The organism is Fulverythrobacter ferritrahens, from assembly GCF_020539485.1.
GTDB lineage: Bacteria > Pseudomonadota > Alphaproteobacteria > Sphingomonadales > Sphingomonadaceae > Andeanibacterium > Andeanibacterium ferritrahens.
Genome location: NZ_JACDXU010000003.1, coordinates 425,760 through 441,463, shown reverse-complemented (window position 1 = coordinate 441,463; position 15,704 = coordinate 425,760). Strand labels below are relative to the sequence as shown.

The following is a 15,704-nucleotide window of genomic DNA, read 5'->3' as shown; positions in this document are numbered from 1 at the left end:
CTAATTTCCCGCTCTCAGCCGAATGTCGGTAATGGGAATATTACCGAAATACTCACGATAGTATCCACCAACGGGGGGCTTCGCTGCATTTAACGTGATGTCATAGCCACTTACAACTGGCCTCAGGCCATACTGGTTTGCCGCTGCAGTCATGTCGATAATACCTGCATCAAGTCGGCGCGATCGTGGATAGGCGAACAGACGAGGCGCTCCGTTGGCGTCCATAATCAAAGGAGATGCCGCATCGCCGCGATGCCTCCAGATGAAGCTAGGTACACGCTCACCTCCGGCGATTGCAGCGGGTTGCAGTTCAACCGCATATCCACTCCCGGTGTGAGCTAGTCGAGAATCCGCCAAGGAGAGGTAACGATTAAAAAGCGCCTCAGATTTTGCCCAATCTCCGCCAGAATTTCGTAGTGCGCGTTGACCCAACGCTGCGACGGTATCATTTATCGCACCAAGATCCGAACTCCAAGCAATATGCCGCGCGGACACACTCTCTGCAGCGACGCTTCCACTTCGTCCCCCAAACGCCTTGAGACCAACCATTTCACCTGTTCCGGAAACGAACAGCGTCAGGTCAGTTGTTTCCCTGTCGAAGGGAGCGATCAACCCGCCTCTTCCACGATAGTAAGAAGAACCCAAATCCAAGGCGGCGGTTAAAGGTGAGGAGACAAATTCCGTTGTTGCACTGAGATACCCCAGACCACCTCCGGCCCACAGCCCATACGAGGCGCGCTGTCGCTCCCAAACGGCATCCCTATAATTTGTCAAAAAGTTGGACCTGGAAGAACTAATTGAACTCTCGTCCCCTATATATGATGTATTATTTCTCTCAACTTCACCCCAATTGAGCGAAAAATCGTTCGACATAAGCAAGGAACCAATTAAAAGGCTGCTCTCCTTCATCCCGGATCTGACATAGAAGTCTGAGGCAATAGTGAATGCTTGCGTGCTGCCAAGTTCTCCAAGCCTGCCCAACGCAACAAGAACATCTGCTGCGTGCCCGCTACCCGGACCACCCGGCCCTGTCTCACGCGCCAACATTTTAGACACCCAAGTGACATCGAGATCGCCACCTGATCCAACAGCATAAGCATCGAACCATGCCGCATAACCGTCCAAGTTAGCGGACTGGAGCAAGTCTCCAAAAAATGGATCGTTTCCATAATTCCTGGTGATGGGCCCTACGGTTAGCTTAGATGGCCCGGTTGATGATCTATCGGTTGTTGCTGATACTATGATCTCTCCAGCCGTATCAGCTCCCCCGCCATCGGGAACCGGGCTACCCAATACTTGCGCGTTACTCTGTCTGATCTTCCCAAGCGATGCCTCCACGGGGGCGTGTGTTTGAGTCTTGGCGATGGTAGCGGCCGAGTTTTCCCAGACAAACACCTCATCCCCAACCTTTGACGACGCCATCCCGTCATAGGGCGTACCTTTCAACAGATTTTTTGGCTTGCCCCTACCCGTCGCCGCACTGCCAAGTATCTGGCCAATTACCTGCCCAATAACGTCAGGCAATCCGGCCCGAATATTGTCGCCGAAACTGGTTCCCTCAATTGCCGAACGGGTAGCTGCATTGGCGAGAGTTTGAACTGCTCCTACCCCAAGATGCGAAGCGATGTTGCCAAGCGATAGGTTTGCGTCTGACCCGGTTAACGGCCCCAGATTCTTACCCAGCACACCGCCTAGGCCTCCAGAGACGCCAGCAGCTGCAACACCAGACCAATTAACATGGTCCTGCAAGCCGATTGCGGACGCGATGCCCTGATACGCCAGATTACTGACTGCCGATCTAGCGGCATCAACAAGGAAGTTTCCGGTAGACGCGCCCCCTGTGAGCACTGAGCTCAACGCGGCGCTTCCAACAGCCTTCCAACTAAAATTGTTCTGAATTCCCGTGACAACACCGACGCCCTGGCTAACAATGGAACTTGTTGCACCAGTGGCAGCAAGACCCATGCTAGTTCCGACAATGGAGCCGAAGGCCCCTTGGAAGAAACCCAGAATCTCCGGCCCCAACCAAGCCGATATCCCGATCGCAATCGCGGCGAGCAGGATCTGCCCGAACATCCCGCAATTGTTCTTCTTCGGCGGCTGCGGGGGATCGGCCGGGGTGGGGGAGACGCTGCCCACCATGCTGGCCGGATCGTAAGGCTTGAGCGTCGCGGAATTATGCGCGTTACGCACCACGCCCGTCGGCAGGGCGATGGTCTGCCCTTCGGTAAGCGTGGCATAGCCGGACAGGCCATTGGCCTCCGCCAGCTTGTACCAAAGATTGGCATCGCCCCAAACGGACTGGGCGATGGATTGCAGCGTATCGCCCGTTTGCACGGTGTAACTACCGCCGACCCTGCCCTGGTTGTACTGGTTCAGGGGAACATAACTGCCACCGCTGAAATCGGCATAGGCCGTGCCGCTGGTCTGACTGTAGGGGAACGGCGTGCTGCCATCGGGAAGCTGGCCGGTGGTGTAACTGGCATATTCGGGCTTGCTCATCCCGATATTGCCCAGATAGCCCATTTCCTTGCCGGCAAACCTGTTCCAGGTTTCGTAGGGGTCGCCGGTTGCGAGTTGGTCCTGCTCCTGTCGGATCACAACCTGGCCGTTCTCGTCATTGGTGTAGAATACGTCGCGCGGACGCTGGTCCGCGATCTTCGTTTTGAGAAGACGCCCCACCCCGTCGTAGTAGAAATCGGTGGTCGCCGTGGAGGATGGGCCGCCCTGCGGAGCGTTCACGACTGTGATTTTCGACTGCACCGTGCCATCGCGCCAGATATAATCATTGGTGGTCGTGGAGGTGGATGTGGTGGTCGTGCCGCTAAGCGTCGTCGAAACCGTGCTCGTTACGGTGCGCGCGGCACCGAGCAGATAATTCGTGCCAGAGCCATAATTGTAGCTGATGGTGGTATTTTCCACCTCGCCCGTACTCAACACCAGGGAACGGGTTTCCGACTGAATCTGGTTCTTTGTATTATAGGTAATAATGCGGCTGGCATTGCTGAGCGACTTCGTCATTCGCCCCATCAGATCATAATCGAAATCATCGACTATATCGCCTGTACCAATATCGGGTGCGACCGGTGAGCCGGTCACCCCGGAATAATAATACAGAGTATTACCGTACTTCTTTCGAACCTTGTCAATGCGACCAGCAGAGTCATAGCTATAGCTCTCTCTGATTGCTGTTGCGCTGGCAGGGATGGGTACGGTGACGAAGTAATAGGGATTAGCGGGATCCGGCCAGACGAGATAACTCGATTCCGGGGCGCTATAACCGGAGATGACCGAAACCCGGCGCCCAATCTGATCGTAAACGATCTCGTTGGAATCGTAATTTGCGGCGAAATTTACTCCGATCGTGGTTCCGGTCGCGCCGGCCGTTCCGTTGAGCGTCCCCTTCGAGATGATCACGCGGTTCATATTATCGTAACGGAACCAGTAATCGCGGGTCCATGAATTGGTACGGCGCACGTTCCCAACCGCATCATATTCATTGGTGACCGTGTAATCCGGGGCGGGAACAGTATCCTGCCAAGTCTTGAGCCGCCCAAGGGCGTCATAGGTCGCGGATGCCTGCTTGGTGATGGCGGTGCCTCCGCCCGTGCCACTCTTTATCGTGGTGCCCAACTCCGTCAGGCGGCGGCCCAGCACATCGTAGGTATATTCGCCCCGCGTCTCGACATTGTTGGCAGTGTTTCCGTTATACCAGCGGGAGAAACTGGAAACCTGCTTGTACTGCCCAGTATTATAATAAATGTAGGTATTGCCATAAGCGCCTGTCAGTGCGCTAACCAGCCTCCCGGCCAGGTCATAGGTGTAGACTGTCGTATTCCCGCCCAGATCGGTCTTTTCGGTGAGGCGCCCGAACAGGTCGTTCTTTTCGACCAGCGTTTTGCCGTTTTCGTAGGTTGTTGTCTGAACCCAGCCCCCAAAGGTAGTGGATCCGGTTGCCAGCCCCGGGGTAACCAGGGTGCCAGACCAGGCGTAAGAGATGGTCGTTTCATCCCCGCTCGCCCCGCCCCACGCACGCTGATAGGTGATGCGGCCCTGAACATCGTAGCCGGTCAGTTCCTTGTTGGTACTGGCGAGGTAATTGTTCCAGTGAGCGATCCGCTGACCGAGCACATCGTAAGCGTAATAGTCGACCAGTCCGCCCGGATTGGTTACCTGCGTCAGGCGGCCGAGCTTATCGAACCCCTGTTGCGTGATGACGCTGGTGCCATCTCCCACCGACTGGGTTATCTTTCGGGCATTTCCATAAATGTCGTATGCGGTGGTGACCGTGCCGCCATCGGCGTGGGTCTCCACCGTAGCCAGCGCATTGCCTCCACCGTAGCCCGTGCCCGCAAGAAGCGTCAGGCGATTGAGATTACCGGTGTTTGCTGCCTTTGTGGCGCCATTTGTGCCCGTACCATTGGTTCCATAGGTGCCATTGGCATCCCGGGTTGCGACAAGGCGGCCGGATTGGTCATAATAGAAATCCTGCGCTGGCCGGACCCAGACTGCGGCGCCATTTTCCAGTGTGATGAACACCGTCGGACCTTCCGACCGGATCATCTTGCCCATTGTGTTGTAAGTGTAGGCGGTGGTTACGCCTGCAGCATTTGTTTCGGAAGCGACTTCGCCAAAAGCGTTGTAGGTGCGGCCGGAATTAAGCGCGCTTGTTCCACTCGCCGAGAGTTGCCGCCCTTCTTCTACAGCCGAGATCGCAAGGTTGCGCCTGTCATAAACGGTATAGGTGGCGTTGACATCAGTTCCGCTTATGAGCGCGAAAGCCTGCGCCATGGTTTTACCGGAAAGATTGGCTCCGGCACTCGCAATCAGGAGAGTCTGGTTGCCATTCTTATCGTATCCGAAATATTTCCATATCCCGTCACCGGAATTGCTGGCCCATATGCGTCCAGCGAGATCGTATTGGTTTTGCTGTTGCCAGGCGCCATTGACCCCAACCCTGACCACATCACCAAACGCATCGTATTCCATCGAACTCCAGTCATTGGTTGACTGGAATTGCCAGGAACCCGAAACCTTTTTGTAGAACCCCTGTCCGAGGCTGCGGCCCAAGGCATCAAAACGATAACCGATCCCCTCTTCAGCGGTCACCGTGGAACCTCCCGAGACGTAGGTGGTCCGCGAATAGGTTTCTAACGTGAGCCGCCCTGCGATATCGTAAAAGTAATTTCGGACATCCCCTTCAGCATTGGTCATGGAAGAAAGGCGTCCACCTGTGGAGTAGGTGTATGTGGTGACGCGCGCGGAGGAGACATCGCCGCCAGCAGCCTGAACAGTACGAGTAAGATCACCCAGGCCGTTATAGAAATAATTCACCTTTGGGGTAACGGCGGTGCCGTTATTCGATGCATATTGCGGACTTCTCTCTTCGGAGAGCCGTCCTCCCTGATCGTAAATATAGGTAAATACATCGCCGGTAGCTTCAGTCCGGGTAAGGACCTGTCCAAGGCCGTTATAAGAATACCAGATAGTCGAAGTGACGGTATTTGTGCCGCCACTTCCGTTATGGATAATCACGTTCGATCGTGCTTCGCTCAGGCGGTTGCCGACCTTGTCATAAGTATAGGTCGTAAGGCGGTCGGCCGAATTGGTCAAAAGTGACGGAGGACTGGAGCTATTGGGCGCACCAGTGAAACCGGTATTGTAGCGCCGCTCTGTCAACACGTTGTTTTCGGAGTTGTAAGTCCACGCCGTGAGATAGCCTTCGGCATCCAGTTGTGCGGTCTTGCGGCCTAGCCGATCATAGTAAGAGAACGTCGCGTTGCCGTTGGGATCGGTAACCTTCACGACATTGCCGAGATAGTCGTATTGATAAGACGTATCCAGCGAGTTGGTCGTAACATTCGTCCACGCCGTGCCATTCCATACCCCGGTCTTGTAACCCGAGGGCAGCACAACGGAGCTCGCCACCATGCGGCCGAGCCCATCATAGGTGAAAGTCGTCTCGCGTTTATTGCCCGAGGGCACAGCGGGGGCCGAAGTGGCGACACCGCCATTGGCGGGCACACTCACCGGGGTCTCGTAAATTCTTATGCTGGTGACGTTCCCAGCTTCATCATAAGCATACGTGGTGTAAGTCCCGAGGGCGTTGATCTCTGCGGTTTTCCGGTTCAGCGCATCGTAGAAAAACACAGTCGTCGCGCCGGCGGCATCGACGCTTTTGATGACATTGCCATTGGCATCGTAAATGAGGGTTTCCGTAGGCGCTCCCGAACTAGTCGAGACTGCTTTGGTCGCCGGGTTGATGCTTATCCCGCTCACAATGGTGCCGGACGAGCCAAGCCTCCTGTCGAGCTTGTCATAGGTATAAGTCGTGGTCCGCTGTTCCGCGAGCCCCTGAGCCTCGATCTTCTGAACAAGGTTGCCACGTTTGTCGTAGACGTAACCATTCGTGATCGCGCCGAGATTTTCACCCGTACTACTGCTCTGCGAATAGATCGGCAGAATCTCGGATTTGAGCAATCCGGTCTTGTAATATTCGTAAGTAGTCGTCCCCCCTGCAGTTTTTTCACTACCCTGATTCTTGGAGACGAGGGAGGCTCTGCGCCCGAAGGCGTCATAGGTGTAGCTCTCGATCCAGCCTTCTGCATCGGTTGTCTGGGTGATGCTACCGCGCTCATCATATTCGAACGACGTCTGGTTGTAGCTCGAGCCAGTGATCGCACCCGGATAGCGCCGGAACATGACCAGATTGCCAAACGCATTGTAGGCATAGCTTTCGCCATAGCCTTCGGCATCGATCTTGGTCGCGACCCGGCCCAAGCGGTCATAGGTATAGGCGGTTCCTGAATAGGGCCCGAAATTACCTCCGCCCTGTTCTGCCGCTTCCAGCGCCTGAGCATCGGCAAGCGCCTGACTGGCGGCGGCCTGTGCAGAGTTATATTGAGACTGGAGCGCCGCGACATTGAAGCTGCCATTGACCAGGTCGGTGCCCCAACTGTTCAACGCCTGGCCGTTGTTCACCCGCGTGATGTTGGTGTTGACCTTGCCGATGTCAGAGTCGATCGAGGTGAGCTGCGGCCCATAGACCAATAGCTTATCGAGCCAGTTCGCTGCATCATACTGGGCCTGCACGGTCGCGCGTTGGGCCTGGAGTTGAGACAGCTTGTTCTGAAGCGTCGGCAAAGGATTGGCGAGCGCCGCTGCCAGGGCTGCCTGTTCCGCCGCAAGTGCGGCAGCGGCACTATCGGCATCACTCTGCAATTGGGCGGCATTGGCATAGGCTGCAAGAACCGCCGGACTGGGACCTGTGGTGGGAGAATCCGGATTGCCGGTTGGGTTTACCCCGATCTGGGCAGTTCCGGTAAAGGCCGTGGCATATCGCCGCACATCCACTGCCTCGCCGAACCGGTTATAGCTCGTGCGGGTGACGTAGTTTTCCGCATCTCGCGTTGTGACGAGCCGGCCCAGCCGATCATAATAGGTATAGGTCGATTTGCCGCGAGGATCGGTTAGCTTCACCACCTGCCCGAAGGCGTCGTAAACGTAAGTGCTCATTCCACCCAAGGCGTTGGTCGTGGTGAGAACTCTGCCTTGGCGGTCGTAGGTGAAGGTGGTGGTATTACCGCGGGCATCGGTGACGCTGGAGCGATTGCCGAGGCCGTCATAGGCGTAGGTGACTGTTGCGGCTTCGGCCATGCCAAAGGCGGCTGTGACGGTGAGCACCCGGCCCGTGCCATCATAGGTATAATGCGTCGTGGCGGCGTCCGCATGGCCATAGGCCACTGTCACATCGGTAAGCTGACCCAATGCATCGTAGGTGTTGCGAGTGACCGTTCCTTCCCCATCGGTGGAGGTCAGGACACGCCCTGCATTGTCGTAGGTCTGGCTAACGGTAATCGCCGTACTGGTGGGCGTGCCGACAAGCAGCGCGGCAAGCTGGGCTATGGTAGTCGTGTCGCTGACTGTTACCCACGAGCCGCCATAACGGGTCGTGGAAAGCACTCGGCCTTCGGCGTCATAGGCATAACCAGAGACGTAGTTTTCCGCGTCGAGGCTGAAGACGACTTCTCCGCGGGCATTATACCAGTTGCGAGTAACCCGGTTCTTCGCGTCACTGGCCTGGGCGCTGTTGGCGGCCCAGCTATCAAGCGCGGAAAGCGACACAGTTGAGGCGTAGGGATTGTCGAAGGCGACCGCCCTGATCACCCGCCCGGCCGCGTCATACTGGAACGCCGCCACTCCGCCTTCGGCGTCCACGGTGTAGGCGGTGCGCCCTGCGGCATCGTAGACTGTCCGGCTGATGCGATCCGCGCCACTGGTGATCACGGCGCCCTTTACGGCGTCGTAAGTGTAATCCGTCAGCGCGACTTCGGTGGCATAGGCCGTCGTCTGTATCAGGCGGCCGGCTGCGTCATAATCATAGCCAACAATGCCGCCGCGCGCGTTGACGCTGTATCGCAGCAGCCCCTGTCCGTCATAGACCGAATAGGTGATGCGATCGGCGCTGGAGGTGGTGATTCCGGCCTTGAGCACTCCATAGCTGCCCGACGAGCGATCCGCCGCATTGGTCGCGGCGGCATAGAAGGTGGTCTGGATCTCCAGCCCGGCGCCATCGCGGATTGTCTCGGAAAGATAACCCTCGCCGTCCAGCGTGCCGATCTGCTGCCCGGCCTTGTTGTAGAACACGCGGGCAACGGCATCTTTTCCGTGAGCGGCGGGCAGTTGCAGCATTGCAGGCGGATTGGCCTTGAACGCAGTCAGCTGCGAGGAAGTCAGCCGGGTATAATAGGCCGTGGTTTTGGCGATCTTGCCTTCGGTATCGTATTCATACCGGACCGTGCTGCCGAGATTGTCGATTGACTGGATGATCCGGCCAGCACCGTCATAGACAGTCCAGCCCCAGACATCGCTTGCGCTGCTGGAAGGCCGCAAGGTCGAGAAATCCGCCGTGCTGGCCACATTGCCCATCGCCGTGAGCGCAGAAGCTGACAGGGCCGTTGCATAGGCGACCGTGGCAACCACGCGCCCGGCGGCATCGTAACGATATTCCGTGACCTCACCCAGATGGTTGGCTTCAGCCACCTTGCGCCCGGCCTTGTCGTAATAGACATAGCTCTTGCGCCCCGTGGCATCGGTCACCACCCGCAGGCGGCCGGCAGCATCATATTGATAGCTCGCCGTGCCCGCAGTGGTATTGGCCCCGCTTTCGGTCAGGCTGACCAGTTCGCCAGCCTTGTTATAGACAGAGACCGAGCTGAAGCCTGCGGCATTGGTGATCGTGGTGGTGGTGGAGGCGTCCGCGAAGACGATGGTGGTCGTCCCGCCATTCCGGTCGGTCGACTGAACCAGGCGGCCCATCCCGTCATAGAAGAAGGCTTCGTGGTTCTCGCCCTCGCGCCAGCTCTCGAGCAACCGGCCGGCCTGATCATAGACATAATGGCCGCTCGTAACCCCTTCGCCGGTGAGCGGATTGCCCGAGGCATCGGCAATGCCATAAGCGCGGGACAGCACCAGATTGCCGCGCGCATCATAGCTGTTCTCGGCAATACGGACCGAGCTCTTGTCCGCGATCCCGGCCACCCAGGCTTCCGCCGTGGCAAGATCAATGGTTGACGCCCCGGGCGGGGTCATGCGGATTTCCGCATATTGGATCGTGCGCAGCAATTGCCCGGCGGTATCGTAACGATATTCAGTGACCTGCCCCGCCGCATTCACCGCAAAGCGCAGATGTCCTTCCGCGTCATAGACATATTGGGAATAGTGAGCAGTGCTTGCCCCATCCCGATCCGCACCGGTTGTCAGCGTGGTGATCAGCCGGTTCTGCGCATCATAGGTGCGGGTGACGATATTGCCCGTGGCATCGGTAATCAGCGCGGCATTGCCGTTGGCGTCGTAATCATAGGAGGTGACCTTGCCCGCCCCGTCGGTCACACTGTCCAGATTGTCGTCGGCATCATAGGAAAAATCCACCGTCTGCGCCGTGCCGCCACTGGAAGCCGGGGGTGCGGTGACCCGGGTAAGGCGCCCTTCTGCATCATAATCGAGGCGCGTCACCTGCCCGTCCGTCCCGGTTACACTGGTGTATCCCGAAAAGTAGCTCAGGCTCGTCACGCGGGCGTCGCCCGGGGCGACTGTCTGGGTCAAAGTCTGGACCCGGCCCGATCCGTCATAAGCAATTTGCAGCAGCGAGCCATCCGTCTGCGCAATCGAGGCGATGCGGTTGCTCGTGCCGTCATAAGTATAAGTGACGAGATAGGTGTTGGCATCGCTGACGGAATTGTCGTCGGGCGTCAGATCGGTGGTGACCGTCTCCAGCCGCCCCTGTCCGTCATAGCCATAGCGCACTCGCGTGAGGGTCTTGGCGGTGGAAGTGGCCAGATCTGTATAGCCGGTGACGATCTGGGTGATCGCGTTACCCGTCCAGCTGTATTGGGTCCAAGCGCCATCAGCCGTGGTTACCTTGTCGAGCAGATCGGTGCCGGCGAGATAGGTGAAGGTCAGCGCATTGCCGTCAATATCGGCAGCCGCCCGGATGCGATATTCCCCGGCTACAACCGCAGCTTCGTAATATTCCTTCGCCTGGCTGTCCCCATCGGTCCACACCCATTCGGAACCGTTCATCTCCAGCCTGTCGAACGCGCCGGAGCCGTCCCTGGTCACATAGGCCGAACGCGCAGCGTCCCAGCCATAGACCACCACCGCGCCATCCGCCCCCAGCCGGCTGACGGTTGAACCCGCGCTGTTGAGCGTACCTGTAAGCCCGAAGACCCTCCGCGTCGTGTTCTGCTGCCAGTTATCGCCATTGTCGCGGTCACCGGCGTCGCCCAGACTGTTATAGGTGCGCGCAATGGCGACATCGGGGCCCAGCCCGACAAGGAACTCGTCCTGATGGCTGACCAGCAGATTGCCACTCGCCGCGTTGACGGAAACACTCTCGCCCCCGCGCCCGAGCAGCGAACTGCCGATCTGGCCTGCTCCCCCCAGAAGATTGCCCGAACCCCGCGTGAAACCCGCACCAAGCCCAGTGAAAATCGCAACCATTATATCCCTCGCCGGCAAGCAGCCCATCCACGGGCGGGGCGCAAATCACCCCGCTCGGAAGACTAATCCGGCGAAACAGACCCAAGTTTAGCAAGAATATGCAGATGCCCCGACGACGACAGACGGCATCGCCAAGGGGCAAGCTTTGTGCGGGATCATCGGGTGATGCCGCGCGCTCATTCGCTGGTGGTGCAAGATGTGGAATCGAATACCTGCACCAGCTGCGCCGTCAGCGCCTCATCCCCGCCAAAGCGCCAGAGAAACCTCACTTTGCGCTGATGCCGAGCGTTTCGCAGCGGTTCCAAAACACCCTATCCCGACTTGGGACTGGCAAAGCAAAGCTTTCATTGACGCCCAAATCTCTACCTGTTAGGTGGGGATTAAGTGAAGGATGTGATTCCGGCCTCGCCCGCAGTTTCAGGAATCCGCGGCTTTTGATCGGGAAGCAGCTTGCTCCGCGTTACCAACGGCTAAAGCGCGCGATGCTGGGGCGACAGCGCCAGGCATCGTGTTCCCCTCTCGTGATGATGAGGTGAAGCGATGCGTATGCACACCGACAAGTTCTAGAGCAGTCCGGCTATCGGGGCGCTGAGCCCGGGCCTGCTGCCGTGCCGACGGGACAATCCTTCTCCTTCCCGCCGTCGCGTTCTCCCGGCTCCCGTCTCCCATGACGCCTGCTCGAGGCCGGCCGCGCCCCTTCATGCGCGGTCGGCCACACAATCCCTCCGGCTGCTTGCGCGCTGCGCAGGCCGAGACCGCGCGCCCGAAAAGCGCACCTGTTCCCGAATGCGGGACCGGGGACGGCTCCCTGCGCCCGACGGGCGGCTCCGGAACACGGCAAATCTTCAAGGTTCAGGGAAATCCCATGTCGCAGTTTCTTTCTTCGATTGCCTTTCGTCGCGCCGCCCTCGGCACCACCGCCCTTGCCGGCCTGATCGCCGCCCTTCCCGTCAATGCGGAAGAAGTAGAGGTGAACGACGTTTCGTCGGTCGCCGAGACAAGCGCCGCCGAAGGCCCCGCAATCATCGTCACTTCCTCCCGCCGCCGAGACGAAAACGCACAGGATGTGCCGATCGCGCTGAGCGTCGTCAGCGCCGAAGCCCTGGAAAAACGCGGCGATTACACGCTGGGCCAGATCCAGCAGCAGGTTCCCAGCCTGCAGGTGTTCAGCTTCAACCCTCGCAATACCAATGTGAACATTCGCGGCCTGGGCAGCAATGTGGCGTTGACCAATGACGGGCTGGAGAACGGCGTCGGCTTCTATATCGACAACGTCTATTACGGCCGCGTCGGCCTCGCCCAGTTCGATCTGGTGGATCTTGACCGGATCGAGGTTCTGCGCGGTCCGCAGGGCACTCTCTTCGGCAAGAACACCACTTCCGGCGTGATCAACATCACCAGCCGCGCGCCAAGCTTCTCGCCTGAATTCTCCGGCGAAGTCTCCTACGGTAATTACGGCTACACCCAGTTCCGCGCCTCCGCCTCAGCCGGGCTTGTGCCCGATCTGGTGGCAGTGCGCATCAGCGGTGCCCTGACCAATCGCGACGGCTTCCTGTACAACACCACCACGCAAACCGACGCGCAGGATTATTACAATGCCTCCGTGCGCGGGCAGGTGCTGATCACGCCGAGCGACAATCTCGAGGTGAAGCTGATCGGCGATTACTCGCACCAGAAACAGAAATTCGCCCTGACCGTGTTCGTGGATCATCACGAGACTTACGAAAACGGCGCAACCATCCCGAACAATTTCCTCGCCCGCGCCGCCCGCTTCTCCGGATATACATTGCCCAGCTTCAAGCCCTTCGACCGCGAAGGCGAGGCTGACGGGCACTACCAGGCGAACATGGAAGGCTACGGCGTGTCCGGCCAGGTCGATTGGGATCTGGGCAGCGCCAAGCTGACCTCCATCACGGCCTATCGCTGGTGGGACTGGTATCCCGCCAACGATGGCGACGGCACCTCCCTTCCCATCACCACTGCCGCCCAGCAGGAAAATCTCCAGCGCCAGTTCTCGCAGGAACTGCGCGTCGCCTCCGACAATGACGGCCCGGTGAGCTATGTCGTGGGCGCCTATTATTTCTGGCAGACCGTGCGCGGCTATGGCTCGTTCGGATATGGTTCCGCCGCTGGATTGTGGAACCGCCCGCCGTCATCCTCCCTCTCCCTCGATGTGTGGAACAACGCGCTCGACGGGTTTACGGCCGAATCCTATTCCGAGCCGGTCACGAAGAGCCTGGCAGGCTTCGGCCAGCTCGACTGGGCGATCACGGACAATATCAAGCTGACCGGCGGCTTGCGCTACACGCATGAGAAGAAGTCCGGCACTTTCGAACAATGGTGGACCGGCGGCACCGATCTGGCCGACCCGACGCTGGCCTTGATCCGCGGCCAGTTCAACCCGGTCACCAGCTACGAGACCAGCTTCACCGACAACAGCCTTTCCGGCCTTGCCTCGCTGAGCTGGAAAGTGGCGGAAGATGCGCTGCTTTATGCGAGTTACTCGCGCGGCAACAAGTCGGGCGGTCTCAACCTCGCCACCTTGCCCGCGGGCATCTCGCCAGATGTCGCGCCGGAGAAAGTCGATGCCTATGAACTGGGCTTCAAATCCCAGGCCTTCGACCGCCGCCTGACGCTGAACGGCGCCTTCTACTGGACCGAGATTTCGGATTACCAGACGGCGATTACCGAACAGGTCGCCAATACGGTGACCTTCCGCCAATATATCGCGAACATCCCCAGGGTCCGCTCGCGCGGGTTCGAGGCGGATGCCAGCTTCGCCGCGAGCGACCGCTTCAGCCTCTATGGCTCCATCGCCTATGCTGATGCGTCCTATATCGAATATACCAACGCCCCGCAGGCGGTGGAACGGCTGAACATCTCCGGCATCCAGGATCTCTCCGGAGAACCGCTGCCGGGCGTGCCCAGGTTCACTTACACTCTGGGTGCCGATGCCAATACGCCGCTGGGGGACTGGGACGGGCGCGGGCTGGAGCTTTATGCCCATGCCGACTGGTCGCACCGGTCATCCTTCAACACATCCTCGTCCAACTCGGCCTGGGCCCAAGTGCCTGGCTATGGCCTCGCCAATGCCCGCATCGGCCTGCGCAGCGACGATGGCCTGTTCGACATATCGATCTGGGCCAAGAACCTGTTCGACAAGGATTATTTCAGCACCCTTTCCGCCGCCAATACCGGCGCGATCACGGGTCAGCTCGGCGAGCCGCGCACCTATGGTGTGACGCTGCGCACAAAGCTGTGAGGTCGCCATGACAGCCGCCCTTTCCCATCGTCACGCCGGTTTCCATCCCGCCAACCCCCATTCTGCCGGTGCGCCGGCGGGATGGCGGCTGGTCCGCTTCTCGGCCATCGCCATTCCGACATCGGCAGCTGCGCTTCCCATCGGGGTTTATCTGCCAGCCATCTTCACGCGTGATTTCGGGATTTCACTGGGCACGATCGGGCTGATCTTCCTGCTGGGCCGCTTGTGGGATGCCTTCACCGATCCGCTGGTCGGCGCGCTGAGCGACCGCACCCGCACCCGTTTCGGGCGCCGCAAACCGTGGATCGCAGCAGGCGGCGCGCTGTTCCTCGTGGCGGCGCTGGCGCTGTTCTTCCCGGTGCTGAACGTCACACCCGCTTATCTGGCGGTGGTGCTGTTCTTCTTCTACCTCGGCTGGACGGCCATGCAGATCCCGTTCCTGGCCTGGTCCGGGGAGATTTCGGGGCAGTACCACCAGCGTACCCGGATCGCGACCTACCAGACGGTAGTCAGCGCAGCGGCGCTGTTCATCACGCTTGTCCTCCCGGCAATCGGGGATCAGCTGCGCCCCGGCGACGGGCGGCTGCAACTGACGCTGATGGGTTCGCTGGTGCTGGTCACCACCCTGCCCGCCCTGTTCCTGACCCTCACCGCCTTTCCCGAGACCGAGCCGGAGGCAGAACCCGAACGCTTCTCCTTGCGCCAATCCCTGCAAGCGATCTTCGCCAATCCACTGCTGCTGCGCGTCTTGGCGTCGGACTTCGCGGTGACGCTGGCCCAGTCGATCCGTTCCTCGCTGATCGTCTTCTTCGTCACCTTCTACATGGGCCGTCCGGACTGGGCCGCCGGTCTGTTCCTGTTCCAGTTCGTATTCGGCATTCTGGCCGGGCCGATCTGGCTGCGCATCGGGTTGAAGCTGGGCAAGCACCGCACCGCCATTCTGGGCGAGGCCGTGCAGGTGGCGGTCAATCTGGGCCTGCTGCTGGTCACTCCCGACCGTTTCGGCCTGCTGCTGGCGCTCACTCTCGGGCAGGGTCTGGCCCAGGGCTCCGGCAATCTGATGCTGCGGGCCATTGTGGCGGACATTGCCGACAAGCACCGCCTTGAAACCGGTGAGGAGCGCACGGGCCTCTATTTCTCAGTCTTCAGCCTCGCCGGTAAATCGGCCAGCGCCGCCGCCATCGGCATCGCCCTGCCGCTGATCGGCTGGCTCGGTTTCGACCCCAAGGGCGCCAACTCGCCCGAGGCTTTGAACGGCCTGCTCTACGTCTTCGCGCTGGGCCCCGCGATTGCCCACGCCTTTTCCGCCGTGCTGCTCTCCCGCTTCCCGCTGGACGAAGCCGCGCATTCCGAAATTCGCCGCCAGCTCGATGCCGGACCCGCCGTGCTCGTGCCCGCCGAATGAACCCCGAACGGTCCCTCAACCCTCAATCGGAGTATT

At 59.4% G+C, this 15,704-nt stretch carries 3 protein-coding genes; 2 read left to right on the top strand and 1 reads right to left on the bottom strand.

Features of this window, described 5'->3' with window-relative positions; translation table 11 throughout:
- Nucleotides 1–11,001, bottom strand: a complete 11,001-nt coding sequence (locus tag H0274_RS14210) for a LysM peptidoglycan-binding domain-containing protein (protein WP_226796143.1) — start codon at nucleotides 10,999–11,001, stop codon at nucleotides 1–3.
- Between the two features lie 865 nt (nucleotides 11,002–11,866).
- On the opposite strand from H0274_RS14210, the gene H0274_RS14205 reads away from it, so the two are divergent.
- Nucleotides 11,867–14,263: a TonB-dependent receptor gene (locus H0274_RS14205; protein WP_226796142.1), complete on the top strand. Its 2,397-nt coding sequence runs from the start codon at nucleotides 11,867–11,869 to the stop codon at nucleotides 14,261–14,263.
- 7 nt (nucleotides 14,264–14,270) lie between these two features.
- A complete protein-coding gene (locus H0274_RS14200; RefSeq protein WP_226796141.1) occupies nucleotides 14,271–15,668 on the top strand; it encodes an MFS transporter in 1,398 nt (465 codons plus the stop codon).
- Nucleotides 15,669–15,704: the final 36 nt, after the last annotated feature.